The sequence below is a fragment of the Hymenobacter sp. BRD128 genome (assembly GCF_013256625.1).
Classification (GTDB): Bacteria; Bacteroidota; Bacteroidia; order Cytophagales; family Hymenobacteraceae; genus Hymenobacter.
On record NZ_CP053908.1, the window covers coordinates 2,617,024 to 2,643,862 of the forward strand.

At 59.1% G+C, this 26,839-nt stretch carries 24 protein-coding genes, 1 tRNA gene and 2 pseudogenes; 12 read left to right on the forward strand and 15 right to left on the reverse strand.

The window, feature by feature from the left end; translation table 11 throughout:
* Nucleotides 1-6 precede the first annotated feature (6 nt).
* The 4 genes from GKZ68_RS22695 to rpmH all read right to left on the reverse strand — a co-directional run bounded on the left by GKZ68_RS22695 (nt 7) and on the right by rpmH (nt 2,913).
* Nucleotides 7-237: a DUF6678 family protein gene (locus GKZ68_RS22695; RefSeq protein WP_367949229.1), complete on the reverse strand. Its 231-nt coding sequence runs from the start codon at nt 235-237 to the stop codon at nt 7-9.
* Between the two features lie 141 nt (nt 238-378).
* On the reverse strand, nt 379-2,073 hold the full coding sequence (locus tag GKZ68_RS11630; RefSeq protein ID WP_173114820.1) for a S41 family peptidase: 1,695 nt from the start codon (nt 2,071-2,073) through the stop codon (nt 379-381).
* A 115-nt stretch (nt 2,074-2,188) separates the two neighbouring features.
* The gene (locus GKZ68_RS11635) at nt 2,189-2,626 is read right to left on the reverse strand and encodes a ribonuclease P protein component (RefSeq protein ID WP_173114823.1); all 438 of its coding nucleotides are present in this window, start codon (nt 2,624-2,626) and stop codon (nt 2,189-2,191) included.
* 128 nt (nt 2,627-2,754) lie between these two features.
* On the reverse strand, nt 2,755-2,913 hold the full coding sequence (rpmH, locus tag GKZ68_RS11640; RefSeq protein ID WP_068337113.1) for a 50S ribosomal protein L34: 159 nt from the start codon (nt 2,911-2,913) through the stop codon (nt 2,755-2,757).
* A gap of 185 nt (nt 2,914-3,098) precedes the next feature.
* Between rpmH and GKZ68_RS11645 the strand changes: the two genes are divergently transcribed.
* Entirely contained in the window at nt 3,099-4,835 is a 1,737-nt protein-coding gene (locus GKZ68_RS11645; RefSeq protein ID WP_173114826.1) for a M61 family metallopeptidase, read from the forward strand.
* Nucleotides 4,836-5,707: 872 nt separating this feature from the next.
* Here GKZ68_RS11645 and GKZ68_RS11650 read toward each other — a convergent pair.
* From GKZ68_RS11650 to GKZ68_RS11665, 4 genes are all read right to left on the reverse strand, one after another.
* Nucleotides 5,708-5,956: a hypothetical protein gene (locus GKZ68_RS11650; RefSeq protein WP_173114829.1), complete on the reverse strand. Its 249-nt coding sequence runs from the start codon at nt 5,954-5,956 to the stop codon at nt 5,708-5,710.
* Between the two features lie 93 nt (nt 5,957-6,049).
* Nucleotides 6,050-6,661, reverse strand: coding sequence for a TlpA disulfide reductase family protein (locus GKZ68_RS11655; protein WP_173114832.1), 612 nt, complete (start codon nt 6,659-6,661; stop codon nt 6,050-6,052).
* A 149-nt stretch (nt 6,662-6,810) separates the two neighbouring features.
* The gene (locus GKZ68_RS11660; protein WP_173114835.1) at nt 6,811-7,740 is read right to left on the reverse strand and encodes a PfkB family carbohydrate kinase; all 930 of its coding nucleotides are present in this window, start codon (nt 7,738-7,740) and stop codon (nt 6,811-6,813) included.
* Between the two features lie 98 nt (nt 7,741-7,838).
* A tRNA-His gene (locus GKZ68_RS11665) sits at nt 7,839-7,912 on the reverse strand.
* A gap of 149 nt (nt 7,913-8,061) precedes the next feature.
* Between GKZ68_RS11665 and GKZ68_RS11670 the strand changes: the two genes are divergently transcribed.
* Nucleotides 8,062-9,483, forward strand: a complete 1,422-nt coding sequence (locus GKZ68_RS11670) for a DEAD/DEAH box helicase (RefSeq protein WP_173114838.1) — start codon at nt 8,062-8,064, stop codon at nt 9,481-9,483.
* Nucleotides 9,484-9,970: 487 nt separating this feature from the next.
* On the opposite strand, the gene aqpZ is transcribed toward GKZ68_RS11670, so the two are convergent.
* From aqpZ to GKZ68_RS11690, 4 genes are all read right to left on the reverse strand, one after another.
* A complete protein-coding gene (aqpZ, locus tag GKZ68_RS11675; protein ID WP_173114841.1) occupies nt 9,971-10,822 on the reverse strand; it encodes an aquaporin Z in 852 nt (283 codons plus the stop codon).
* Nucleotides 10,823-10,964: 142 nt separating this feature from the next.
* Complete coding sequence (locus GKZ68_RS11680; protein ID WP_173114843.1) at nt 10,965-11,396, reverse strand: hypothetical protein; 432 nt, start codon at nt 11,394-11,396, stop codon at nt 10,965-10,967.
* A 276-nt stretch (nt 11,397-11,672) separates the two neighbouring features.
* Nucleotides 11,673-12,377 (reverse strand): uracil phosphoribosyltransferase, encoded by a 705-nt coding sequence (upp, locus tag GKZ68_RS11685; protein WP_173114846.1) that lies wholly within the window; start codon nt 12,375-12,377, stop codon nt 11,673-11,675.
* Entirely contained in the window at nt 12,362-13,303 is a 942-nt protein-coding gene (locus GKZ68_RS11690; RefSeq protein WP_254244276.1) for a GNAT family N-acetyltransferase, read from the reverse strand. Before GKZ68_RS11690 ends, upp begins: the two co-directional genes overlap by 16 nt.
* A gap of 116 nt (nt 13,304-13,419) precedes the next feature.
* Here GKZ68_RS11690 and GKZ68_RS11695 point away from each other — a divergent pair, with 116 nt between their 5' ends.
* The 7 genes and pseudogenes from GKZ68_RS11695 (at nt 13,420) to GKZ68_RS11725 (ending at nt 21,464) form a co-directional block, all read left to right on the forward strand.
* On the forward strand, nt 13,420-15,396 hold the full coding sequence (locus GKZ68_RS11695) for a hypothetical protein (protein WP_254243974.1): 1,977 nt from the start codon (nt 13,420-13,422) through the stop codon (nt 15,394-15,396).
* 3 nt (nt 15,397-15,399) lie between these two features.
* Nucleotides 15,400-15,747 (forward strand): hypothetical protein, encoded by a 348-nt coding sequence (locus GKZ68_RS11700; RefSeq protein ID WP_173114852.1) that lies wholly within the window; start codon nt 15,400-15,402, stop codon nt 15,745-15,747.
* A 20-nt stretch (nt 15,748-15,767) separates the two neighbouring features.
* Nucleotides 15,768-17,611, forward strand: a pseudogene (locus GKZ68_RS11705) (ABC transporter ATP-binding protein).
* Between the two features lie 69 nt (nt 17,612-17,680).
* Nucleotides 17,681-18,085 (forward strand): hypothetical protein, encoded by a 405-nt coding sequence (locus GKZ68_RS11710; protein WP_173114855.1) that lies wholly within the window; start codon nt 17,681-17,683, stop codon nt 18,083-18,085.
* Between the two features lie 10 nt (nt 18,086-18,095).
* On the forward strand, nt 18,096-18,674 hold the full coding sequence (gene lpcA, locus GKZ68_RS11715; RefSeq protein ID WP_173114858.1) for a D-sedoheptulose 7-phosphate isomerase: 579 nt from the start codon (nt 18,096-18,098) through the stop codon (nt 18,672-18,674).
* A 180-nt stretch (nt 18,675-18,854) separates the two neighbouring features.
* The gene (locus GKZ68_RS11720; RefSeq protein ID WP_173114861.1) at nt 18,855-20,393 is read left to right on the forward strand and encodes a YifB family Mg chelatase-like AAA ATPase; all 1,539 of its coding nucleotides are present in this window, start codon (nt 18,855-18,857) and stop codon (nt 20,391-20,393) included.
* A 37-nt stretch (nt 20,394-20,430) separates the two neighbouring features.
* Nucleotides 20,431-21,464, forward strand: a pseudogene (locus tag GKZ68_RS11725) (quinone-dependent dihydroorotate dehydrogenase).
* A gap of 116 nt (nt 21,465-21,580) precedes the next feature.
* Here the strand turns inward: GKZ68_RS11725 and GKZ68_RS11730 are convergent.
* Nucleotides 21,581-21,778, reverse strand: a complete 198-nt coding sequence (locus GKZ68_RS11730) for a hypothetical protein (protein ID WP_173114864.1) — start codon at nt 21,776-21,778, stop codon at nt 21,581-21,583.
* Nucleotides 21,779-21,803: 25 nt separating this feature from the next.
* A complete protein-coding gene (locus GKZ68_RS11735; RefSeq protein ID WP_173114867.1) occupies nt 21,804-22,889 on the reverse strand; it encodes an acyloxyacyl hydrolase in 1,086 nt (361 codons plus the stop codon).
* Nucleotides 22,890-23,158: 269 nt separating this feature from the next.
* Here GKZ68_RS11735 and GKZ68_RS11740 point away from each other — a divergent pair, with 269 nt between their 5' ends.
* The 3 genes from GKZ68_RS11740 (at nt 23,159) to GKZ68_RS11750 (ending at nt 25,352) form a co-directional block, all read left to right on the forward strand.
* Complete coding sequence (locus tag GKZ68_RS11740; RefSeq protein ID WP_173114870.1) at nt 23,159-23,866, forward strand: porin family protein; 708 nt, start codon at nt 23,159-23,161, stop codon at nt 23,864-23,866.
* A gap of 77 nt (nt 23,867-23,943) precedes the next feature.
* Complete coding sequence (locus GKZ68_RS11745; protein ID WP_173114874.1) at nt 23,944-24,612, forward strand: porin family protein; 669 nt, start codon at nt 23,944-23,946, stop codon at nt 24,610-24,612.
* Nucleotides 24,613-24,731: 119 nt separating this feature from the next.
* Nucleotides 24,732-25,352: a porin family protein gene (locus GKZ68_RS11750; protein WP_173114877.1), complete on the forward strand. Its 621-nt coding sequence runs from the start codon at nt 24,732-24,734 to the stop codon at nt 25,350-25,352.
* An 84-nt stretch (nt 25,353-25,436) separates the two neighbouring features.
* Here the strand turns inward: GKZ68_RS11750 and GKZ68_RS11755 are convergent, their stop codons facing one another.
* Nucleotides 25,437-26,807 (reverse strand): dipeptidase, encoded by a 1,371-nt coding sequence (locus tag GKZ68_RS11755; protein WP_173118378.1) that lies wholly within the window; start codon nt 26,805-26,807, stop codon nt 25,437-25,439.
* Nucleotides 26,808-26,839: the final 32 nt, after the last annotated feature.

Here is a 26,839-nt window from a genome sequence, read left to right on the forward strand (position 1 = left end):
CGCTAGCTAAAGTACATCTGAGAACAGAATACGGATTATTCCATTCATGGTTGTATAGGGTACGGTCGCATTACGCAGACCTTCCTCAATTTGCACCAAGCTGTCTATTTGCTTAGGATGACCAAGACGCCCTATGTGTTCTGTAACGATAGGATTTATTTCCACCCACTGTATCTGACGAATAGGCCAAGGGCCTTGGCCGCCCGTTTCAATGTAGCCAGAAGTTGGAATTATAATCCAATTATTCCAGCCTTCGGGTGCGAACTAACCTTTTACTTTCATCCTAACCTCGCACTTAGTAGTCTGAATAACGTCAACGAAAGCTCGAATATCCATTGCTGTAAAAGTAAAAGAGGCGTCAGTTACGACGCCTCTTTTTTATTTCGTTCCCGCCGACTTGCGCGCACTCGCCGCCTGCCCACCGGGCTTCAGCAGTGCGGCGTAGCGGTTGGGGTCATTGAGCACCGCAATGGCCGCTTGGATATTCAGGTCGTCGTCGAAGCCCGCTTCGGTGCGGCCCTTCTCGTAATAGTAGCGCGAGGCGATTTCCTCCTCCAGCAACTCCCGGATTTCGGGCTTGAAGCGCTGCAAGTCGTTGGTTTTGTTGGCGGCTACCTTGCGCTTGATGGCGTCGAGTTCGGGCTTCACGTCGTCGTAGTGCTTTTCCTCCTTCACCTTTTTGGTGAGGTCGGTGAGCACGCGCTCGGCATCGGTGCTGTAGGCCATGCTCTTGCCTTGCAGATACATCACAAACTTCTGGTACTCAGCATCCGACAGCTTAAAGTCGCGGGCCGGCGCGATAGTAGTGTGCTCGGCATGGTAGCGGGTAGCGTAGTCAAAGAGGTAGCTCTTCTGAATGAGCACCCGGGTGATATCGGCGATTTCGCGGTCCTGCACGTCGATATCGGGCGCCACGCCGCCGCCATCGTACACCGTGCGGCCAGCCTGGGTCTTAAACGCCGTGCGCAGCGAGTCCGGAAATTTGCTCAGCGCGCCATCGTCGGCGCGGTGCGAATAGTCGATTTCCTGAATGCAGCGCCCGCTTGGGATGTAATACTTGGCCGTGGTCACTTTCAGCTGCGAGTTGTAGCTCAGTGGCCTAGTAGCCTGCACGAGGCCCTTACCGAAGGTGCGCTCGCCCACCAGCACGGCACGGTCGTAGTCTTGCAGCACGCCCGACACGATTTCCGAAGCCGAGGCCGAGCGGTTGCTCGTTATCACGGCAATCGGCATCTGCGTATCGAGCGGCACATCGAGCGCCTTGTAGGTCTTGTTCCACTCCGTCACCTTGCCCTTGGTGCTCACCACGTCCAGGCCCTTGTCTACAAACAAGTTGGAAATGTTTACCGCCTCATTGAGCAGGCCGCCGGGGTTGTCGCGAATATCAAACACAATTTTCTTCGCGCCTTTTTCTTTAAGCTTTACTACCGCGTTGCGCACCTCGCGGCCCGCATCCATCGTGAAGCCCCCTAGCTGAAAGTAGCCAATGTCGTTGGTGAGCATGCCGTAGTAGCGCACGTTATCTACCTGGATGCGGTCGCGGGTCACCTCAATTTCGACCGGCTTATCCTGGCCATAGCGCGTCACCATCAGCTTCACTACCGAGTTGGCCTGGCCCCGCAGCAGTTTGTTGATATCGGAGCTGGATTTCTTGTCAACATTTATGCTGTTGACCGTCAGTATTTCATCGCCGGGCAGGAGACCAGCTTTCTGAGCCGGGTAGCCTTCGTAGGCGCTCTGCACCACAAACTTGCCATTGCGCTTGGCTACCTCGATGCCAATGCCGCCATACTGCCCCGTGGTAAGCGTGCGAAAGTCCTCGATGTCGTCTTCCGGAATATAGTTGGTATAGGGGTCCAGCGACTTCAACATACCGTCGATGCCCGTTTTCACCAGCTTACCGGGCGTAATCTCGTCCACGTAGTACGTGTTCACCTCCTTGAATAAGGTGGCGAAAATGTCGAGGTTCTTAGCAATCTCAAAGTACCGGTCACTGTCGGACGCCGCCCGGAAACTGACCAGACCGAGCGCACCAAGACCGAGGGTAGCGAGTAATTTTTTACGGATTGTCATCGGGCAAATGAATAGCTGGGCACCGCAAAGTCGTTGGCACTCCGCGAGGCTAGCCGCCCCTACCCTGCCAAACGCCACCCTGCGCGCCCGTATACTGGCGTGAAGATAATCGAAACTACGGCGCGGGTTGCACCATAGATTCTGCCAGCAAACGATTCAACCCAGAAATTAATTTTTTTTCGACCAGCGCCAGCGCGCTTTTTTCCTTGCCGGTGTACAAAATACCTAAAACCGCCACCGGATGGCCGTTTTCGGCTTCGGTAAGGCGGTATTTATTAAGGCGATAGGCTTCGCGCACGAGGCGCTTAAGGCGGTTACGGTCTACGGCCCGCTTGAAGGCCCGCTTGGGCACCGTGATGAGCACCTGGGGCGGGGCCGTGGTGCGGGCCGGCGCCGCCACCCAGGTAAGGCGCAGCGGATACACCCCCAGCGAAGGATTTTGCCGGCTAAAAAGCTTTTCAATCAGCTTCTTGCTGCACAGGTGCTCGGCCTTGGGAAAGGTATAGCTTCGGTTGGCGGGCGATGGGGGACTGGCAGCGGGTAGCTCGTTCACGATAAAAGAAATAGCGAAGCCGCATTGTAGCGGCAGTTATTTCTGGCCAGGCCAGCAAATTACCTACCCCAACAATGCGGCTACCTGCTAGCAAAGAGCCATCAGCTAGGCGCTAACAGCCTGCAAGACTAGCGCTTGTGACGGCCTTCGTCCGATACGGTGAGGCGCTTGCGGCCTTTGGCGCGGCGACGGGCCAGTACGTTGCGGCCGTTGGCAGTTTCCATACGGTTGCGGAAACCGTGCTTGTTGCGGCGCTTGCGCTGCGAGGGTTGATAGGTACGTTTCATGTCCGGTCAAATTGCGAGTTGGGCCGGCAAAGGTACGGATTTGGATTTACAATAGCAAGCAGCCCGCCGGATAATGACGCGCCCGGCTCGGCCTGTAGCAGTAGGATGGGCTTTCTGCGTAGAGAATACGCCCGGGTATGACCTGCTAGGGCTAGTTTTACTCGTTGCTTTCGTTGCCGCCGCCCATGACTTACTACCACGTTTCGTTCGAGAATCCGCTCACGTTTTACTTGCAAGTGCAGCTCATGGTAGAGGTGCCGGCCGACTCCGGCAGCCCGCTAGCCTTGCAGCTGCCCGCCTGGCGCCCCGGCCGCTACGAGCTCCAGAATTTTGCCCAGAAGATTCAGCATGTAGAAATCAGCGACGCCGAAACCGACGAGTCCCTGCCCTACCGCAAAACCACTAAGGACCGCTGGGAAGTGCCCGGCGCGGCCGGCCGTAGCGTGCGGGTGCGCTACAATTTCTACGCCCACCAGATGGATGCCGGCGGCTCGTGGCTCGACGCCACCCAGCTCTACCTCAATCCGGTGCAGGCCCTGCTGTATGCCGAGGGCCAGCAGGATGCGCCCTGCCAGCTCACGCTGGATTTGCCGGCCGACTGGCGGCTAGCCTGCGGCCTGCCCCAAACGCTGCCCAACACACTGCAAGCCAGCAATTTTGACCAGCTGGCCGATGCGCCGCTCATCGCTAGCCCCACCATTCAACACCAGCAGTACGAGGCGGGCGGGCTGCCCTTCCACGTGTGGGCGCAGGGCGAGGAGGCACTACTCAACTGGCCGAAGCTACTGGCCGATTTCAAGGCTTTTTCGGAGGAGCAAATAACGTTGTTTGGCGGCTTCCCGGTGGCTGACTATCATTTCCTGAACCAGTTTTTGCCCTACAAGCACTACCACGGCGTGGAGCACCACAACTCGACGGTAATCGTGCTGGGCCCCGCCGAGCTGCTGATGCAGGAAGCTTTGTACAAAGAGCTGCTGGGCGTGAGCTGCCACGAGCTGTTTCATGCCTGGAACATCAAGGCCATCCGGCCGGCCGAGATGCAGCCCTATGACTACGCTCGCGAGAATTATTTCCGCACCTGCTACATTGCCGAGGGCGTCACGACCTACTACGGCGAGTACCTGCTGGCGCGCAGTCATGTGCGCACGCCGGCTCAGTATTTTGATGAATTGAACTTGGTGCTACGCAAGCACTACGACGACGCGGGCGGCCAGCACCTGAGCCTGGCCGACGCTAGCATGGACCTCTGGCTCGATGGCTACAAGCCCGGCGTGCCCGACCGCAAAGTGAGCGTATACCACAAAGGGGCCTTAGCGGCTCTGTTGCTCGACCTCACGCTGCGGCAATTGCACGGCCACGCCCGCAGCCTCGACGACGTGATGCGCCGCCTCTACGAGGACTTTGGCAAGACGGGCAAAGGCTACACCGACGAGGATTACGCCCGCATTGTGGGCGAGGTAGCCGGCCGCAAGATGCAGGTTTACTTCGACAAATTCATCAACGGCACCGCACCCTTGCAGGAGCCACTCGACAAGGCGCTGCACACGGTGGGCTGCCAGCTGGTGGCGTATGAAAACGCTTCGGCCTCGGAAGGTATTTTCGGCTTCCGCACGGTGGTGAAGAACGAGCGCACCGAAGTCACGTACATCTGGCCTGGCTCGCCGGCTGCTACGGCCCTCACCGCTGATGACGAGATTGTGGCCGTGAACGGCCGGCGCGTCGATATGAACCTGCAAAGCCTGCTCGGCACCGACGCGACGCACTACGAGATAGCCGTGTTTCGCCAGAACCGGCTCCTGCTGGTAGAGCTAGCGGCGCTGCCGGGTGTGCACTTCGGCCCGCGCTACGCCGTAGAGAAGCTAGCCGAGGCTGATGAGGTCCAGAAAGCTGGTTTCCAGAAATGGCTGGGGTGGGAGTTTTAGCGCTGTTTTACTTACTTTTTGGCTATGCGAAAGTTACTTTGGCTCTGCCTGTTGTTAACTGGCTGCGGACAGAACGCGACCGAGCATCATCTAAGTAGCCGCCCGGTGCCATCTCAAGCACTGATAATAGCTCCAGCGCCGACCAAACCAGACACTGCATATAGCTCTGGTGACCGGGCCACTAATGGGCCGTTTGATACGCTGCACGTCGGCCGGAGACTCGTGCTACGGCTGGTACCGGGCAGTAAAAGCGACTTTCCGCCTCCACCTCGTCAGTTGCCGACGTTTCAGGAGGCACACTTAATTCGACAGCAAAGCGACGGGCGGGTGCGGCGTAATGGGCATATCCTGCTTGTGCGGCCCTATGTTGGACCAATATTGCGTTTCACTGACAATACACAGCAAATGCGCCATGACCAAGATGAGCTATCGGACGTAGAATGTCGATTTTTAGGCAGCATTCCGGGCCGCCCCTACTGGCTGGCAGATAGCACGCTTTACGAACATACTCAACCTTTTCTCATCAGCAAGCAATCTGGGCATCTCACACCTTTATCTTATGTACCGGATATCTCCCCCAACCGGAAGCTGTTGTTTGTTGCCTCTCCTGGCTTAGATAGTCCAGCTTCTGACAATAGTATCGAATTGTGGGTTATATCCGACCGAATGGTAACCCCGTTGTGGACCAAGACGCTAATAAATTGGCAGCCACAACGAGTATGCTGGCTTAACGACCATACTATCGCCATTGAGCAGCTACGCTTTGAGCCTCAAGAACACACTTCTTACGTTCGCCTAGTTTTACCTAACTAAAACGCCCCGCTTCAACGGTAAGGCCGATAGAGCAGGGCGTTCAACTGATGTTTCAGGGCTTAGTGCTTGGCGTCGCCGCCCTTGCCTACTTTGCCGCTGTTTACTGACATGGGCTTATTGCCCTGCGGGTTACTGCGAATTTTATCGACGCCGTGGCCGGCGCTGTTGCCATCGGTAGTGTTGCCGTGGGCCGATACGTCCATTGTGTTCGGGCTCTGCACCTGCGTGCTTTTCTTCTTAGTATTGGCGGCGGGGTTAACGGACGTTTTATCGTTCGTGAGGTCGGTTTCTTTCTTGGCGAGGGACATGGCGGGAAAAGGGAAAGGTGGGAGAAACTTACTTTTCCTTGTACCGCTAGAGGCGCGCTGAGGTTGCCTGCCGCGCCTCATGCACCAACCGGGCTAGCCGCCGGTACCGAGCTTTTCCAGTGCCGCCCGGAAGGCGGGCGTGTCGTAGTCGGCCATGCCATCGTGGCGGTCAGCCAGGCGCCCGCTAGGGGTCAGGATAACGGTGGACGGAATGGAAGGCGAATCGAACGGCGCGGGCAGCGGCGCGGCCGGGAAAAACACCGGCAGTGTGTACCCCTTGCGCTTGAGCAAAGCGCGGGCCTTGTTGGGGTTGGCATCGAGCGAGATGAGTACGAAAGCTACTTTGCTGGTGTCCGTCTTTTGATAAAGCGCCTGCAAGCCCGGCATTTCGGCCAGGCACGGCGGGCACCAGCTCGCCCACAAATTCACCAGCACCGCCTTACCCCGGAACTGGCGCAAATTGGCCGGGCGGCCATCGAGCGTGCGCAACGGCAGCGGGTAGGGATAGTCGGCGGCGCGCAGGCTGGCAAACTGCACCGGCAGCGCCGCCGCAGCCTGCGGCGGCGTGGCGCGCCACAGCCCGCTAGCCAGCAGCCCACGCTGGATAGTGCTGAGCACTGGCAGGCGCAAATCAGTCGTCATCACGACGGCGAAGGCCGCGAAAAAGAGTATTTCGCCTAGGTTCTTGCGCAGCCAGGTAGGCATGTGATGGAGTTAGTCAACTTAAATGAATAAAAAAATACCCTCATGCTGAGCTTGCCGATGCATCTCTATGGAGCAACACCCTAGCGGGGCGGCAGAGATGCTTCGGCAAGCTCAGCATGAGGGTCTGAAGAATTTTTATCAGCTAATTACTAGGCTGTTACGCCCACTGGCTCGACGCGCACCAGCGCCTCGAACTGCGCTTCGCGACTTTCAATTTCTTCCTGGGTCAGATTTAGCAGGCGCTCGGTGCCGAATTTCTCGACGCAGAACGAGGCCATGGCCGAGCCGTGGATAACGGCGCGCTTGAGGTTCTCAAACGAGCAGTCGTCGGTAGCGGCGATGTGGCCGATGAAGCCGCCCGCGAAGGTGTCGCCGGCGCCGGTGGGGTCAAATACTTCTTCCAGCGGCAGGGCTGGGGCGAAGAATACCTTGTTTTTGTGAAACAGCAACGCGCCGTGCTCACCTTTCTTGATTATCAAGAACTTGGGCCCTAGCGCCAGAATTTTGCGGGCAGCTTTCACCAGCGAATACTCGCCCGACAGCTGGCGGGCCTCCTCATCGTTGATGCTCAGCACGTCAATCATTTCGATGGTGGCCAGCAGTTCGTCGGGCGCCGAATCCATCCAGAAATTCATGGTGTCGAGCACAATGAGCTTGGGGCGATTGACGAGGCGCTGAATGACGAGGCGCTGCACCTGCGGTGCCAGGTTGCCCAGCATCAGGTACTTGCAGGTCTGGTACGCGTCGGGAATAATGGGGTCAAATGACCCCAGCACATTCAGCTCGGTAGCGATAGTCTCGCGCGAATTGAGGTCTTTAGTATACTTGCCCGACCAGAAAAACGACTTTTCTTCCGGCTTGATTTGCAGGCCCTCGGTATTTACGCCGTGATTTTCCAGAATCTGAATGTCGGACTGCGGGAAATCGCCGCCTACCACAGCCACCAAGTTCACCGGCTTGGTCGAATACGAAGCCGCGAGGCTGATATAAGTAGCCGCGCCACCGATGATTTTGTCGGTTTTGCCAAAGGGAGTTTCCAGGGCATCGAAGGCCACGGAGCCGATAACGAGCAGACTCATTGCAAGTAGTTAGGGGTAGTAAAGGTGTGTGCGATGGGTACGCAACTGTGCAAATAACAAAAAAAGTCCCCGGATTCGCATCCGGGGACTTTTGCGAGGGTAAATAATGGGGCTCGAACCCACGACCTTCGGAATCACAATCCGACGCTCTAACCAGCTGAGCTATATCTACCGTGTGGCGATTTGTGGGTGCAAAGATACGCAACTGGTTAAACTTTGCAAGATTTTGGGGTAAAAAATCGTGGGTAGGGATGGGCGTGGCTAGGCCCTCTTAAAAGGCCCGGCGCGCTCCGCGCAGCAAAATAGCCCGACCTTTGCGGCATGGATACCCCCGCCGCGTTCACCGACTTCAAGCTTAACAAGCAATTACTCACTGCCGTAGCCGAGGCCGGCTTTACCGAGCCCACGCCGGTGCAGGTTCAAACCATTCCGCTGCTGCTGGCTGGCCACGACGTGTTGGGCATTGCCCAAACCGGCACCGGCAAAACGGCCGCATTTGGCCTGCCGCTGCTTATGAAAGTGAAATACGCGCAGGGCGAGCACCCGCGCGCGCTCATTCTGGCCCCTACCCGCGAGCTGGCCATCCAGCTCGAAAAGCATCTGAAGGCGCTGGCTACTTATACCGATTTGCGCATTTATGCCATCTACGGCGGGCTAGGACCCAAGACGCAGATTGAGACGATTAAGGCGGGACTGGATATTCTGATTGCCACGCCGGGCCGCCTGATGGAGATTTACCTGAAGGGCGACCTGGTGCTGAAAAACCTGACGACGCTGGTGCTCGACGAGGCCGACAAGATGATGGATATGGGCTTCATGCCCCAGATTCGGCGCATTCTGGAAATTATTCCGCGCAAGCGCCAGAACGTGCTTTTCTCGGCCACTATGCCCGAGCGCGTGACGATATTGAGCGAGGAGTTTCTGGAATTTCCGGTGCGCGTGGAGGTGACGCCGCCCGCCCAGCCCGCCCAGACGGTGACCCAGAGCCTGTACGAAGTGCCTAACCTGGCCACTAAAATCAACCTGCTGGAGCACCTGCTGCACCGCGATGCCCAGGAGATGACGCGGGTAATGCTGTTTGCCCGCACCAAGGAGAATGCCGATGAGGTAGCCCGCTTTCTGCAGCGCAAGGCGCCCGTGGGCGAGGTGCGCGTGATACACGGCAACAAAGGCCAGAATGCCCGCCTCAACAGCATGGATGCCTTTAAGGAAGGCAACGTGCGCTACCTGGTGGCTACCGATGTGGCCGCCAGGGGCATCGACGTGCCGCAGGTGAGCCACGTCATCAACTTCGACGTGCCGCTGATTTACGACGACTACGTGCACCGCATTGGGCGCACGGGCCGGGCGCGGCACACGGGCGCGGCCATCACGTTTGCCAACCCCGCCGAGCGCCAGCACATCGAGCGCATTGAGGAGATGATTCGGCAGGAAATTCCGCTGCTGCCCATCCCGGAGGAGGTCGAAATCACGAACACGCCCTTCGTGGAAGGCCAGCAGCACGCCCGCGTGCTCGACGAGCAGCGCCGCCGCGACGACCCAGATTTCAAGGGTTCCTTTCACGAAAAGAAGGAGTGGATAAAGCCCGGCGTCACCATCGACAAGCGCACCGGCAAGCCGTTTGAGGAGGGCAAGCACCACAAAAAGAGCCAGAAAGGCAACAAGAAAAACCCCGGCAAGAAGGGCGCTTCGGCCCCCGCCATGAAGGCCATCAACGCCCGGCCCCGTCGGCGCAGCAGCTAACGGCTGGCTTAATACTTGGGACTTGACACTACTGCCTTTTCAGGCTGGTCACTTTGATGTGCGCCCCTCCGCAGGTGTTAGCCAGCGCTACGTAATCCACTTTCACATACAGCGGAAATGCCTCTGTGGGGCTGAGGCCTAGCTCTGCGCTATTGTCAATGAGTTTAAAATCGCCGGCGAACGGCCGCGGGTTGCCCGTAAACGTCAGCATCAGACCGCCACAGCAGGCGCACATCCGGGGGTCATAGCCCGTAATAATGGCACTCATAGTTGGCTCATCAGTCTTTTTACACGCTCCTGCCAGCAGCAGGAGCAGAGCTAGCCCGCTCAAATTTGGTAGACGTATTGCTTTCATATAGAGGAGGATTTTAGTGATGACTATTCCAGCGGCAGTTAGGTTGCATATTGCTTAGCAAGCGCTTACCTAGTAAATCCCCCCTTGACCAAGCATAGTTGGTTGGGGGCGTTTTACTTTTTCAGCTAGGCATTACAGCGGCGGGGCCGGGCTGTTGGCCGTCACCTCACCGATGGTAGTCGTAGCCCGCCCAATGGCCTGGGCCGAGGCGGCCACGGCTTCGGTGCCCTCGCTACCCGTGAGCCACTGATACGACAAGCCCGCCAGGGCCGCCCCCAGCAGCGGGGCCACCCAAAATAACCACACCTGCTGCAAGGCCACGCCGCCCAAAATGAGCGCCGGCCCCAGCGAGCGGGCGGGGTTTACGGAAGTATTGGTGACTGGAATACTGAGCAGGTGAATGAGCGTGAGCCCCAGCCCGATAGCCAGCGGCCCGAAGCCCTTGGCGGCCCGCGTATCGGTAGCGCCCAGGATGATGTAAAGAAAAATCATCGTCAGCAGCGTTTCCGTTACGAAGCAGGCTAGCAGCGAGTAGCCGCCCGGCGAGGCTGCGCCATAGCCATTGGCCGCCAACCCATTAACCGTGACATTATAAGTCGGGCTGCCCGAGGCAATGACGGAGAGCACGCCGGCCCCGGCTAGCCCGCCTAGCACCTGCGCCACCCAGTAGGGCAGCAGATTGCGGCCCGAAAAGCGCCCGCCTAGCCACAGCCCCAGGCTCACGGCCGGGTTGAAGTGCCCGCCCGAAATATGCCCGAAGGCAAAGGCCATCGTGAGCACGGTGAGGCCAAACGCCAGCGACACCCCCAGTAGCCCGATACCAACTTTCGGAAAACCGGCGGCCAGCACGGCGCTACCGCAGCCGCCCAGCACCAGCCAGAAGGTACCAATAAACTCGACGGCTAGCCGCCGCGACACGGCGGCCTGCACCGGCGCGGGCTCAATTGCCACTAGCACGGGTATGGAGGAAGAATTGTCATTCATACAAGCGAAAAAAGAAGCGAGTGAAAAAGCACACCGGCCCCTTTCTGCCGGGCAGAAAGGGGCCGGTGTGCTTATACGGAATTGCGCTTAAACTGATAAGGCTACTGCCCGATTTTCAGGGCTTTTACTTGGCCGAAGACGGCTAGTGGTGCAGCAGGTGCCCGAGGCGGGCGCTGGCTAGCGTGAGCACTCCGCCCCAGAGTACGGCGCTCCAAAACATGTGCAGCAGAATACGCTGGCGCGGCACCCCGAGCAGTGTAGCAATGACGGTGCCGCCAATGGGCGAGAGCAGCACCGGCGTCAGAAACGCAATGCCACCCATCCCAAAGCGCTTAAATACTTTGATAATATTGCGCGAGCGCTTGGAAAAGACCGGCGCCCGGCGCAGGCGGCGCTGCTGCTGCCGATGCCGCACCCAGGCCCGACCCACGCCCGAAATAATAAAAACGCTCGTCATCATGCCAGCCACTGTGAGGGCTAGCGTGGGCCAAAAACCCAGGCCCATGCTACTGCCCGCCAGCGGGCCACCCAAAAATTTTACGGTGCTGAGTAAGAATACGGAAGCAAGCTTCATGGCAAAGTGTAACACTAATACAGGAATAACAATAAACTAGCAGGCCAACCTATTCTTTTAAGCAGGTAGGACAGCAAAAATAGACAATTTCCCGTATCAGTTTACGCGCTAGGCCTTAAAATTTAAATTACACTTGTGTTATGCTGTTTTCATGCCAGCTTTTGCCTTATGCGCAAGTGGCACCCGGAAAAAAGCCGACCACTACTCCTTGGGTCAGCAAAACCGGCTTATTTAGTGAAGATACGCTAGCCAAGCGCTTACGCCCTGGCTGTCGTCCTAAATTTTACTTCCAAAAGCCAAGTCGCCGGCGTCGCCCAGGCCCGGAATGATGTAGGCCTGCTCATTGAGCTTTTCATCAACGGCCGCTACCCAGAGCGTAGCCTCGGGAATTTCACGCATCACGTAGGCCACGCCCTCGGGCGAGGCGATAACTGCCGCGATGTGCACCTGGCGCGGCATGCCAAAGCGCAGCATGGCCCGGTAGGTTTGCACGAGGCTTTTGCCGGTGGCCAGCATGGGGTCGGCCAAAATGAGCACGCGCTCGTCGAGCCGAGGGGCGGTGAGGTAGTCGAGCTGCACCTGCACCTGGGACGTGCCCTCGATGCGGTAGGCCGCGGCAAAGGCACTCGGGCTCTGGTCAAAATAATTGAGGAAGCCCTGGTGAAACGGTAGGCCGGCCCGCAGCACGGTGGCCAGCACCGGAAAATCGCGCAGCAGCTGGCTGGGGGCTTCCCCCAGCGGCGTGCGCACGGCCTGCGGCGTGTAGCTGAGCTGGGCGCTGATGCGGGTGGCAATAATCTCGCCCAGGCGCTGCAAGTTGCGCCGGAAGCGCAGGCTGTCCTTCTGAATGTCTACGTCGCGCAGCTCGGCCAGAAAATGATTGGCAATACTCGGCTCGGCACACACCACGCGCAGGCGTTCGGCAGGTTGCGCCGGGGCAGGCGGGGCCAGCTGTTCGGGAGAGTTCAGGGGCGCATCCATGTTATAAACCAGGGGGTTGAGGTAAGAGTGAGAGCCGGATACCTTACGGGCCGCGCCCCGAAATTGGCGAAGAAACGCCCAATAGCCGGCAGGCTACCGCCTTCAAAGTCGAGCACCCGGCCCGGCTGCCCGGCGTGCCGGCCTATCATCTCATCGAGCAGCAGCAGGGGCGCGCCCGCCGTGCGCCCCGCCGCCGAGGCCGCCGCAAATAAATAAATGAGGCCGCCCGCGTGGTGGATAAACAACGCCCCGGCCAGCAGCTCATCGGTAGCGGGGTGGCGCACCTGCCGCAGCTCGGCCAGGCCCCGGCTTTGCGCGGCAGCCAGAAGACGGCGCAGCGGCGCGTAATGGCGCGAGTGCAAGCCGACAGACGCTGGGCCGCGATAGGTGAGAAACAACGCAATCAGCTCTTCCAAATCGGTGCCCGCGGCGGCCTGAAGCGGCGGGGCTAGCCCCGCCTGGCGGCGCAGGCGGCGGCGATAATCGGCGGCGTAGCCTTGGCGCAGCGCTTCGGCGCTCGGGTCTAGGCTGAGATGATAGGTGAGGCGCTCGGCGACGCTGAAGCCCAGGGGCAGCGCGGGCAGCGCGCCCGGCGGCAGCTGCTGGTAAAAGCGGGCGCAGTATTTCTTTACAATCAATAGATAAGCGCCCAGCGTGCGCTGCTGGCTGGCGGCCGTCAGCACCAGGCCCAGCTGCTGGGTGAAGAGCGGCTGGTAGGCCACCCGGCCCCAGGGCCGCCATTTGGTGGGCAGCGGCAGCAATGAGTAGTACTCGCCGGCCGGCCCGAGCTCGACCACGGCATCCCAGCGGCCAGCGGTGGCGGCTAGCCACCACGCCTGCGCGTAGGGCGGCGCGCCGGGGCTGGCGGCCAGGCAGGCCGCCCAGCGGGCAAGGTCGAGGTCTTGAAAACGAAGCAGGCGCAGCACGGCAGGCAAGGGGCTTAACTAGTGAGCCGAGGCCAAAGGTCGGGGGGCAAAGGCCGGCCCGCGTCGGCCGATGTAAATTTGCCTGTCCTGCCCGACTTCGGGTAGTTTTTTGATTGATGAAATACTACCTGTCCTCACTGCTTTTTGCCCTGGCTGGCCCGCTTGCGGCCCAGACTACGCCGCCCGCTAGCCCCCCTCAGCCCAACTCGGCCAACTGGTACATTTTCAACCAGCCGCTGCCAGAAGATGCTAAAAGCGAAAAGCCGGTGCGCGACTCCAAACCCCTCAAAACCGACCGGCCACTCCCCGAGCCGACGCCCGCCCCGGTGCCCGTAGTGCGGGAGGCAGCCCCCCGCCCCGCGCTGGCCCCGGCCCCAGCGGTGGCTAGCCCCGGCCGCGCCGGGCACCCGCCCTACCAAGGCTCGCTCTACGTGCCGCTCGACCCGAATACCTACCGGCTCATCGACCGCTATGCCATCAAATACGGGCCCGACTCGCTGCACGACCCGCATACCAGCGTGCGGCCCTACACGCGCTCGGCGGCGGCGCACCTCGGCGAGCGCCTGCTGGCTAGCCCCACCGGGCTGTCGGCGGCCGACCAGTTTAACGCGCAGTACCTGGCCAAGGACAACTGGCTGTTTTCGCCCACCGGCGACAGCCTCAACCGGAGCCCGCAGCCCGTGCTGAAGAACTTCTACCGCAACCAGACCGACTTCTACAGTGTAAATAATAAGGATTTTGCCTTCCGCATCAACCCCGTGCTGCTGCTGCAAGCCGGCAAGGATGGCGGCGAAAACAGCATCAGCGGCCTGCGCTACGTGAACACGCGCGGCGTGGCCTTCGAGGGCTTGATAGACCAGCGGCTAGGCTTCTACGGCTTTTTTACCGACAACCAGGAGGCCGTGCCAGGCTGGGTGTATGAGCGTGGCCTGCGCGACAATGGCTCCGTGCCCGTGGCGCCCCACGAGGGCTACACCAAGTTTTTCAAGAATAAGCCCGACCAATACGACTTCTTCACGGCGCGGGGCGGCATCACCTACGCGGCTACCAAGCACATCAATGTGCAGTTTGCCCACGACCGCAACTTTATCGGCAACGGCTACCGCTCGCTCATTCTCTCGGATTATAGCGCGCCGTATTTTTTCCTGAAGCTGAACACGCGCATTTGGAAATTCAACTACCAGAACATTTTTGCGGAGCTGACTGCCCGGCGCAGCATTTCAGGCCTCGACTCGCTTTTCCCTAAAAAATATCTGGCGCTGCACCACCTGAGCCTCGATGTGACAAATAATTTCAACATCGGCGTGTTCGAGTCGGAAGTTTCGGGCGGGCCGGGGCGCGGGCTAGAGCTGCAATACCTGAATCCGCTCATCTTCTACCGCGCCATCGAGCAGAACCTGGGCTCGACCGACAACGCCCTGCTGGGCCTCGATTTTAAGTGGAATATCAAGCACCGCGGCCAGCTCTACGGCCAGCTTGTGCTCGACGAGTTTAAGCTGAGTGAAATCCTGGCCGGCAACGGCTGGTGGGCCAATAAGCAGGCCATTCAGCTCGGCGGCAAGCTGCTCGACGTGGCCGGCATCTCCAACCTCGACTTGCAGCTGGAGCTCAACTATATCCGGCCCTACACCTACCAGCACGAAACTGAATACACCAACTACCAGAACTACGCGCAGCCGCTAGCCCACCCCATGGGCGCCAACCTCACGGAGGTGCTCGGGGTGCTCAGCTACCAGCCCCTGCCCCGCCTCAACCTGGTGGCCAAGGCCTTCTACACCGTGCAGGGCCTCGATGCGCAGGCTCCCGGCGGTGCCCTGGTGCTCACCAACTACGGCAGCAACCCGCTGCTTTCCTATAATACCCGGCCGATGGAGTACGGCGTGCGCACCGGCCAGGGCGATAAGAACCGCCTGCTGCACTTCGATTTCACGGCTACCTACCAGCCCAAGCTCAACCTGTTTGTGGATGCCACCCTCATCGCCCGCAACCAAAAGCTGGACCAGCCCACCTACTACGGCGCCGTGGCCGGCACGGAGGTCTACGCCTCGCTAGCCCTGCGCTGGAACATCGCCCAGCGCCTGCACGAGTTTTAAGCCATGGCTACAACCTATTTATATCGCCCTGTTAACCAGCAAGAGCTTGACCTAATTGCCGCTAGTGGCTGGCGCGAGTTTCCGCCGCGCTTACCCGAGCAGCCCATTTTTTATCCAGTACTCAACGAAGAGTACGCAGTGCAGATTAGCCGCGACTGGAATGTGCCCCACTACGGCGTGGGCCACGTGGTGCGCTTTGCCGTCGATAGCGGCTACCTGGCCCAGTTCGCGGTGCAAAATGTGGGCGATGCGCAACACAATGAGCTCTGGGTGCCCGCCGAGCAGCTAGCCGAATTTAATGCGCACATCGCGGGCCCAATTGAAGTAACGGCTACTTTCCGGCGTTCTTAGTCAGGTAGACCTTCCTGCTTATGAAAACCTACCTTCGCCTGCTGAGCTTTTCGCGGCCCTACGCCGACTTCGTGCCGCTGTATGCGGTCTATGCCACGCTGGGCATCGTGTTTGGCATTGCCAATTTCACGCTGGTCATTCCGCTGCTCAACGTGCTCTTTGGCACCACGGAGGTGCACACGGCTGCCGCGCCGGCGATGCTGCCGCACTTTGCGCTGTCGCTCGACTACGTCAAGGCGTTGTTCAATTTCTATTTCAACCAGATGCTGGCGCTGCACGGCAAGCAGGGCACGCTAGCCTTCGTGTGCGGGCTGATAATCGTGTCGGTGTTTCTGAGCAACGTGTTTCGCTACCTCGGTGGGCGGCTGCTGGCTAGGGTGCGGGCGCGAGTGGTGCGCAACGTGCGCGGCGCCCTCTTCGGCCGCATCACCGAGTTGGAGCTAGGCTATTTCTCGAACGAGCGCAAGGGCGACCTCATTTCGCACCTCACCAACGATGTGCAGGAAGTCGAGATTTCGGTGGTGAATACCCTGACCGCCGTGTTTAAGGAGCCGCTGAATATTGTGGGTATTTTCGTGCTGCTGTTTTCGATGTCGGCCCAGCTCACCTTGTTTTCGCTGGTGTTGCTGCCTATTTCGGGCGGCATCATTGCCAGCGTATCGAAGCGGCTGCGGCGCCACGCCACCATCAGCCAGACCACGCTCGGGGCCATGCTGTCGGTGATGGAGGAAACGCTAGGGGTATGCGCGTGGTGAAGGCCTTCAACGCCCGCGACTACGTGGTGGAGAAGTTTGAGTACCAGAACGACCTGTATGCCCGCACCACGCAGGCCATCGACAACACCCGCGACCTGGCTTCGCCCTTCTCCGAATTTGCGGGCGTGACGGTGGTGGCCGGGCTGCTGTACTACGGCGGCTCGCTGGTGCTGGGCGGGCAGGCCGAGCTGTCGGCCTCGGCGTTTATCACCTACATCATCCTGTTTTCGCAGATTCTGACGCCGGCCAAGTCGCTGTCAGGTGCGTTCAGCAATATCCAGCGCGGACTGGTGGCCGGGGCCAGGGTGCTGCGCATCATCGACACCGAGTCGAGCGTGCGCGATTTGCCCGATGCCCAGGTGCTGCCCGAGTTTCACGATAAAATCGAGCTGCGCAACGTGAGCTTCCACTACGGCGACGTGCCGGTGCTGTTCGACCTCAACCTGACCGTGAAGAAAGGCCAGACGGTGGCGCTCGTCGGCCCCAGCGGCGGCGGCAAAAGCACCATTGCCGACCTGCTGCCGCGCTTTTATGACCCCAGCGCCGGCCAGGTGCTCATCGACGGCCACGACGTGCGCGACTGCACCCTCTACTCGGTGCGCGCCCAAATGGGCATCGTGACCCAGGAAAGCATTCTATTTAACGACACGATTTACAATAACATCAAATTCAACACCGCCGCCACCGAGGCCGAGGTGATTGAGGCCGCCAAAACGGCCAACGCCCACGACTTCATCATGGCTAGCCCCGAGGGCTACCAAACCACCATTGGCGACCGGGGCTCGCGCCTCTCGGGCGGGCAGCGCCAGCGCCTGAGCATTGCGCGGGCCATCCTGCGCAACCCGCCGATTCTTATCCTCGACGAGGCCACCTCGGCCCTCGATACCGAGAGCGAAAAGCTGGTGCAGGAAGCCCTGACGCGCCTCATGGCCTCGCGCACGTCGCTCGTTATTGCCCACCGCCTCAGCACGGTGCGCCATGCCGATGAGATACTCGTGCTGCAGCACGGCCGCATCGTGGAGCGCGGCACCCACGACGAGCTTTTGCTGCGCGAGGGGGGCCTCTACCAGCGCCTGAGCCAGCTGCAAACCAACGCGGCGCTGGTCTGAACGTAAGCGAAGGGCTAGCCAAGCTGTTTGGCTTGTTTTTCAGCTTTTTCCCACCTTTCGACTTTCGTCATGCTTTTCCTCAAACGCATTGTTACCGTGCTAGCCCTGGTTTACCTGCTGCTCGCGTTGCTCATCCTGTTTTTCCCATTTGTGCGCACCTCGACGGTCGGCATTTTCAGCGTTTACAGCCTGCCGATGGAAATAAATATGCTGCTCGGCTTTACCTGGGCCAGCGTGTTTATTATGGGGCTGCTGCTTGTTTTTGAAAACCTCGATAGCGGCCTGCTCCGCCGCAGCGCCTCCAAGCAGGAGCAAAAAATCAACGAGCTGAAAGCCCAGCTTTTTGACGCGCAAAAAGCGCTTACCACCGCCACTACCTACCCCAAAACTGCTCCGGGTATTCCGTCGGCTCCCGGCGCAACTGCTTACCCACCCACCTACAACACGCCGCCCACCACTCCGCCCACCTACTAGTTTTTTCTGCTTGCACCTCCCCGACCTCATCCGCGCCGAGCTGGCCGAAGCCCGCGCCGTCCTCGACCAGTTTTTGGCCGACGACGCCCATCTCACCCGCATCGCCCAGGCTGCCGAGCTAGTGGCCGCTAGCCTCCAACGCGGCGGCAAAGTCCTCACCTGCGGCAACGGCGGCAGCCTCTGCGACGCCCAGCACTTTGCCGAGGAGCTGAGCGGCCGCTACCGCCAGGACCGCCGCGCGCTCGCCGCCATCGCCCTCACCGAAGCCTCGCACATGACCTGCGTGGCCAACGATTTCGGCTTCGAGTTCGTCTTCAGCCGCTTTGTGGAGGCGCTGGGCCGGCCCGGCGACGTGCTGCTGGCCATCAGCACCAGCGGCAACTCGCCCAATATCCTGCGTGCCGCCGAGGCCGCCAAGGTGGCGGGCATGCAGGTCATCGGCCTCACCGGCAAGGACGGCGGACGGCTGGCTAGCCTCTGCGATGTCGAAATCCGGGTGCCGCACTTCGGCTTTGCCGACCGCATCCAGGAGGTGCATATTAAAGCCATTCACATTATGATACTGCTGATTGAGAAGCTGGTAGCTTAGGTTTTTTCGCTTCCATTTCCTTCATACGTCCTGCTGAGCTTGTCGAAGCCTCTCTATCGCGCCGCTAGGGTTAGTAACCCTAGCGGCGCAGTAGAGGTGCTTCGACAAGCTCAGCAGGACGTTCTTTATTTATGCAGTCTGACGTTACTTTGCTGAAATAATTTATTGTACCAACTAAAAATGCTAACCAAAACCTACGGCTCCGCCGTGCAGGGTGTTAATGCGTATACCATTACTATTGAAGTAGTTGTTACGGCCGGGACGCTGTTTTACGTGGTGGGCCTGGCCGACAGTGCCATCAAGGAAAGCCAGCAGCGCATCGAATCGGCGCTGAAGCTGCGCGGCTACCGCATGCCGCGCACCAAGGTGGTGGTAAACATGGCCCCGGCCGACATTCGCAAGGAAGGCGCGGCCTACGACCTGCCCATTGCGCTGGGCATCTTGCACGCCTCGCAGCAGCTAACTACCGACGAGCTTGGGCGTTACATCATCATGGGCGAGCTGGCCCTCGATGGCGCGGTGCGGCCCATCAAGGGCGTGCTGCCCATTGCCATTCAGGCGCGCAAGGAAGGCTTTAAGGGCATCATTCTGCCCAAAGAAAATGCGCAGGAGGCGGCCATTGTCAACAATCTTGACGTGATTCCGGTCGAAACCATGCAGCAGGCCATCGACTTCTTCGAGGGCCGCGAAATCATTGAGCCCGTGCGCATTGACACGCGCGACATCTTCCAGCACACCGCCAACCAGTACGCCGCTGATTTTGCCGACGTGCAGGGCCAGGAAAATATTAAGCGCGCCCTCGAAATAGCGGCGGCCGGCGGCCACAACGTCATTATGATAGGCCCGCCCGGCGCCGGCAAAACCATGCTGGCCAAGCGCTTGCCGACTATTTTACCGCCCCTCAACATGCAGGAGGCCCTCGAAACCACCAAGATTCACTCGGTGGCCGGCAAGCTGGGCGCGGGCCGGGGGCTGCTAAGCCAGCGGCCGTTTCGGGCGCCGCACCACACCATTTCGGATGTGGCGCTGGTGGGCGGTGGCAGCAACCCGCAGCCGGGCGAAATCTCGCTTTCGCACCACGGCGTGCTGTTTTTGGATGAGCTGCCCGAGTTTAAGCGCACCGTGCTGGAGGTAATGCGCCAGCCGCTGGAAGAGCGTCGCGTCACGATTTCCAGGGCCAAGGTGAGCATCGACTTTCCGGCCAATTTCATGCTCATCGCCAGCATGAACCCTTGCCCCTGTGGCTATTATAACCATCCCGATAAGGAGTGCGTGTGCGGCCCCGGCGTGGTGCAAAAGTACCTGAACAAAGTGAGCGGCCCGCTGCTCGACCGCATCGACCTGCACGTGGAAGTGACGCCCGTCACCTTCGACCAGATGACCGAAACGCGCAAGGCCGAAACCAGCCACGACATCCAGCAGCGCGTGGAGAAAGCCCGCGAAATCCAAAGTAAGCGCTTTGCCGAACAATCTGATATTCATTCTAATGCCATGATGCCTTCGCAGATGGTGAAGGACATTTGCCAGATAAGTCAGGCCGGGCGCAACCTGCTCAAAACCGCGATGGAGCGCCTCGGCCTGAGCGCCCGCGCCTACGACCGCATCCTGAAAGTGGCCCGCACCATCGCCGACCTGGCCGGCACCGACGAAATCCAGATTCAGCACCTGGCCGAGGCTATTCAGTACCGCTCGCTCGACCGCGAAGGCTGGGCGGGGTAACTTTGCGCTGCTTTGACAGCTTAGAGGAGCCCACCTAATGTATAAGTCCGTTGTTAAACCCCTGCTCTTTCAACTCGATGCTGAGCGTGCCCATCATTTGGTTTTCAACAACCTGAAGCGGGCTAGCCGCGTACCGGGCACGGCCGCCCTGCTACGCGGCCTCTACGACTACCAGCATCCTAGCCTGGCGCGCGAGGTGTTTGGGCTGCGTTTTCCGAACCCGGTGGGGCTAGCGGCGGGCTTCGATAAGAACGCGGTGCTCACCGACGAGCTGGCCACGATGGGCTTCGGCTTCGTAGAAATCGGGACCGTGACACCCCGGCCGCAGCCCGGCAACCCCCAGCCGCGCCTGTTTCGGCTGCCCCAGGATGAGGCGCTCATCAACCGCATGGGCTTCAATAACGACGGAGCGGCGGCCGTGGCGGCGCGCCTGGCGCGGCGGCAAAACCGGCAGCTCCTCATCGGCGGCAACATCGGCAAGAACAAGGACACGCCCAACGAGCGCGCGGCCGACGACTACGTGGCCGCCTTCGACGCTTTGGCCGGGCAGGTCGATTATTTCGTGGTGAACGTAAGCTCGCCCAACACGCCGGGCCTGCGCGAATTGCAGGATAAGAAGCCGCTTATCAGCCTGTTGCAGCAGGTGCAGGCGCGTAATCTGGCCCGCCCCACTCCGCGCCCGCTGCTGCTTAAAATCGCCCCCGACCTCACCAATTCGCAGCTCGACGACATTCTGGAAATAGCCCGCGAAACCCAGCTGAGCGGGCTGGTGGCTACTAATACCACCATCGAGCGCGGGGGCTAGCCACGCCGGCTAGCCAGGTGGCGGCCGTCGGCGCGGGCGGCCTCAGCGGGCGGCCGCTGCGGGCGCGGGCCACCGAGGTTATTGCCTACCTGCACCGCCGCAGCCAGGGCGAGCTGCCCATTATCGGGGCGGGTGGCATCCACTCCGTCGAGGATGCGCTGGAAAAGCTGGCGGCCGGCGCCAGCCTGATACAGCTCTACACGGGCTTTGTGTACGAGGGCCCGGCGCTGGTGAGCCGCATCAACCGGGCGCTGACGAAGGGCTAGTCCACGCTGCCGGGGGCTAGCGCGGGAAAGGCGGCCGGGCTAGCCCCGGCGCCCACGTATCGGCGCTGCACCCACAGCAGCTCGGGCATGCCGAGCAGCGTGGGCCACAAAAAATTTCACGGCCAGGGAATGAAGAGCGGGCTGGTGGCCGAAATGGCCGATACCGCCGCGATGTAAGCCCCATGAAGCCCGAAGTGTAGTTGCGCGGGCGAGGCGCTGCGCAGGTTGCTTTGCAGTTGGCGGACGGCCGTCAGGAGCCCGGTGCCGCCGAATGTGATGGCTGGCACAGCCTGCTGCCGCAGTCTCCAACGCACGCAAAAGCTGCCCACGCGGGAGCTGCTACAGCTTCACGCCTACTTTGAACTCGATAACGTCGGCCGTGGCACGGTGTACTTTCAGGTCGATGGCGCCGAAGAGCAGGCTGGTGGCCTGGTATTTTAACCCGAGCCGCTCGTAGTAAATCGGGTTCGACTTGTACGGGCTGTAGAGATACAGCCCCAGATGCGTGACCAGGGCTAGCCGCCCAAACAGCAGCTCGTGGCCCACAAAGGCGCCGGCTTTCTTCACGTCGGGCAGGTGGTCCTGGCTGCGGGCGGTATCGCGCAGCTGGGCTAGCAGCGAGCGGTCATAAAAGCCCTCCAGCCCGAACAGCAGATTGCTTTTAGGGTTGAGGCGGCGGCCGGCGGCCAGGGTCACCGAGTTGACGAGGTAGTGAGTCTGGTCGCCGCCACTGCGCTGCTTGTAGCCCAGGCTCGTGCTGATGTTCAAGAAGTTGTGCCCCACATCGCGGGGTGCCGGCTCGGGCGCGCCGGTGGCCGGGCCCAGCCGCCACTGGTGGTAGTTGAAGCCCACCAGCAGTGTGGGCAGATTGATGCCAAAGTTGGGCTTGGCCGTGGCGCCATTAGAGTAGTGGTTGAGGGCTAGCGCCAGCAGCAGGCCCAGGTGGTCGCCCAGGGCCACGTCATATTCAAGCCGCATTTGCAGCGTAGCATTGAGCGGCGAGCTCACAAACGTGTTCTTGCGGTTGGTATACAGGTCGTAGTGGTTGGGAAAGTAGGCTAGCCCGGTGCCCAGCCGAAAGCTCAGGTCGTGGCGCGCCGTGCGGCTGAGAGGCTTGCTCAGGTACACCGACGCCGCGTAGCTGCGCCCCAGAATAGGGTTGTGATAGTCGTAGTATACCAGCGCTAGCCCCACCTTGGGGTACTGGTACCAGCCGTGCCAGGGCGCGGCCCCGGTGGTTTGGCGCTGCACGTTCAGCTCGAAGCCCGTGGGATGCGAGGCTACCAAGTGCGCCACCGGGGCCGTGTGGCTGATAATAATGCTGCCTTGCGCATAAGCGCCAAAAATAAATGGGCCGGGCAGCGCCCTCATTTTAGCGGTATCGGGCACGGTCGGCACCTGCGCGTGGCCCGGAAGCACAGCCATCTCGCAGGTCAGCAACAAGCCGCTAAGTATATAGTAATTAAGGCAGTGCAAATTTTGAGAAGCCTGGCGTATCACGTAGTGAGCGTACTTGATTTCAAAGCTACGCCCATCTTTTTCCTAACCCTGCTGTTGAGTTAAAAAATCAAAATTTGCTCAGAATGCAAACCCCACCTGTTTCTGGCAAGTATAAGGCGCATTCCCGGTCAATTTTTCCCTTAATTATTCTATCCTTAGACCGACTCGGGACCATTACTTTAATTTTTTCAATCATGAAAAAAGTACTTCTTTCCCTTGCTCTTCTAGCCGGCTTTGCGGGCGCTGCCAATGCCCAGAGTGGCGTTGTAAAGTATGGTATCAAAGGTGGCTTTAGCCTGAGCTCGTACACTGGCGGCGGCGATATTGGCAAAAACACCGGCTTCAAGCCCGGTTTCACAGCAGGTGTGCTGGTAAACTATGGCCTGTCGGACATGACCTCGCTGCAAATAGAGGGTCTGTACTCGCAAAAAGGGGCATTTATTGATAATGCCAGTGGCTTTTACGCTAACGGTACCACTTACACTGCTTACACTAACAAGCAATATCGTTCGACGCTCTCGTACATTGATGTACCTGTGCTATTCAAAGTGAATACGGGCGAAGCTGGTAAAGGATTATTCTTTGAACTAGGTCCGCAAGCTAGCTTCGCCGTCGGGCTGCGTGAATTTACTCGCGACCAGAACTCTGGGGCTGGTAGCCCTACGGAACAAGACCTTAGCACTGACCGCAACCGTCTAGTACCGGTTGGCATTGGCTACGTAGGTGGCATTGGCTACCAGATTACAAGTGGCTTTGGCTTAGGTGTTCGATATACTGGCGACTTTTCCAATGTTTATAAAGATGGCTTTGGCGCTGGCAACGCGCCGCTGCGGAGCGACAATAACTTCCACAACGGGGTATTTCAGTTCCAAGTGCACTACCTGTTTGGCGGCAAAGGCTAGCGGCTAGCTAGTTATCGTTAAAAGAGCCTGGCATTTTTATAAATGCCAGGCTCTTTTTTATAGCTACTTATCAAACTATGCTATTGCTAGCCTTAGCTTTGCCGCACCATTCACCTTTTTATATTTCTTCTCTTCATACTATGAAGAAAACTTTTCTTGCATTAGTGCTGGCCGTTGGTGCAGCCGGTGCTGCTCAGGCCCAAAGCGCTCGTTTCGGTGTTAAAGCCGGGGCTTCGCTCACCAACGTAACGAACTCGGGCGACCAGGCAGCCTATAAATTTGGCTTTAACGGCGGTGTCATGGCCAATTTTGCGGTCAATGACATGTTCTCGATTCAGCCCGAAGTATTGTACTCCAACAAAGGTCTCAAAGAGAAAGACAGCTCTGACAATACCCGCCTGGCCTTAAACTATATTGACGTGCCGGTACTGGCTAAAATTGCTACCGGCGCCACCGGCCTGTTCTTTGAGCTCGGCCCGCAGGTCGGCTTCCGTGCCTCGGCCGATTACAAAAACTCAAGTGCCTCGCTGAGCCTAAACGACGCTATTAAGAGCGTTGATTTTGGTTACGCAGCGGGCCTGGGCTTCCAGGCAGCTAGCGGCGGCATGATTGGCCTGCGTTATAATGGCGGCTTCACCAACGTGGCAAAAGATAACGGTACTATTATGGGTGTACCCGTCACGGGTGGCGATGGCAAGAACAGCGCTTTCCAGCTGTACATCGGCTACCTGTTTGGCGGCAAATAAGCCGTTCGCTGCCTTACTGTTAAAGCCGGCCCTCCTGCGGGGCCGGCTTTTTGGTAGCTACCGGCTCGGGTTCAGGCCTAGCTTTGCCCAAGCCACCTACTTTGTTACCCTTGTTTACCATGAAAAAAACCACTCTCCTGCTAGCCCTCGCACTTGGTATGAGCACGGCGGTGCACGCCCAATACCGTGGGCGCGGCGGCAATGTATCGCTGGGTATTAAGGCGGGCGCCTCGCTCACCAATTTTGTAGGCGACGACGCCAAAGACCCTTTGGGCCGCAGCTTCGACAGTCGCTTCGGCTTCAACGCCGGGGTATTTGCCAATATTGGCTTGGCCAAGCTATTTGCCTTTCAGCCCGAACTGCTCTACTCGCAAAAAGGCGCGCGCTACAACAGCAGTTCCGATAACGGCATTCGGCTGCATTACCTCGATGTGCCGCTAGCCTTTCACGTCAATACCGACGGTTTTTTTCTCGAAGCCGGGCCACAAGTCGGCATTTTACTAGCTGCTAAAAGTGAATCGGGCAGCACTTTGGTCGACATCAAGGATACTTACAAAGCTGTTGATTTCGGCTACTTGGCAGGCCTGGGCTACCAGCTTAAGCATGGGCTAGGTGTGGGCCTGCGCTACAATGGCGAGTTTACCAACTTCCCCAATTCTAGCAGTGCTGGCAATGTGACGGTGCAGCCGCGAGTGCGCAACAGCGCATTTCAGCTCTACGCCACCTATTCATTTAACTAACTTATCAGCAATTACTTATATTACACAGAAAAGCCCGACTGCTACGAAATAGTCGGGCTTTTCTGTGCGAATGAAGGCTAGCCGTTACCTGGTAGCCGCTGCATATTCTTTATAAAACTCCGGGATGGTTTCGATACCTTTCAGGAAATTGAACACCCCAAAATGCTCATTGGGCGAGTGGATGGCGTCGCTGTCGAGCCCAAAACCCAGTAGTACTGAGTCGAGCCCGAGTTCACTCTTAAACATGGCCACAATGGGAATGGAGCCGCCGCCGCGCGTGGGCACCGGCTTCTTGCCAAACGTAGTTTCGAGAGCCTTGGCGGCGGCACGGTAAGCGGCCGAGTTGGTGGGCGTCACGACGGGCTCACCGCCGTGGTGGGGCGTCACCTTTACCGTGATACCAGCCGGGGCAATGCTTTCAAAGTGCTTTTGGAAGAGCGCCGTAATCTCGTCGCTGGTTTGGTGCGGCACGAGGCGCATCGATATTTTAGCGTAGGCCTTGCTGGCAATTACCGTCTTGGCGCCCTCGCCAGTGTAGCCGCCCCAGATGCCGTTGACATCGAGCGTCGGCCGGATGCTGGTGCGCTCGGGCGTAGTGTAGCCAGCCTCGCCCACAGCGGCCGGTAGCCCAATGCTTTGCTTAAACTCGGTTTCCGAAAAGGGCGCCTGGGCCATTTCGGCACGCTCGTCGGCACTCAGCTCGTCTACCTTGTCGTAGAAGCCGGGGATGGTGATATGGCGGTTCGCATCATGCAGGCTGCTAATCATGTCGCAGAGCGCATTGATGGGGTTCATCACGGCGCCGCCGTAAAGACCCGAGTGCAGGTCGCGGTTGGGCCCGGTCACTTCCACCTCGTGGTAGCTAAGGCCACGCAGGCCCACCTCGATACTGGGCACGTCATTGGCCAAAATGCCCGTGTCGGAGATAAGAATAACGTCGGCCTGAAGCTTCTCTTTGTTAGCTTTCACAAAGATTCCCAGGTTGTTGGACCCGATTTCTTCTTCCCCCTCAAACATAAATTTGATGTTGCAGGGTGCGCCGCCGCCAGCGCGCAGCATCATCTCCAGCGCTTTCACATGCATATACACCTGGCCTTTATCGTCGCAGGCACCCCTAGCGTAGATTTTCTCGTCCTTGATAACGGGCTCAAAGGGCGGTGAGGTCCACAGCTCGTAGGGGTCGGCGGGCTGCACATCGTAGTGACCGTACACAAGCACGGTGGGGCGGTCGGGGCCGGCCATATAGTCGCCGTACACGATGGGATTGCCGGCCGTGGGGCAGATTTCTACGTTGGTCGCGCCAGCTTCCGCTAGCTTATCTTTCAGATAGTCAGCCGCCTTAAGCACATCGCCGTGAAACTTGGGGTCGGCTGATACCGACGGAATGCGGAGCCAATCAATGAGTTCTTCGAGAAAGCGATTTCGATGTTGGGTTAGGTAAGCAGGTGCGGGCATAAAAGGAAAAGGATAAATGGTAGGACAAAAGT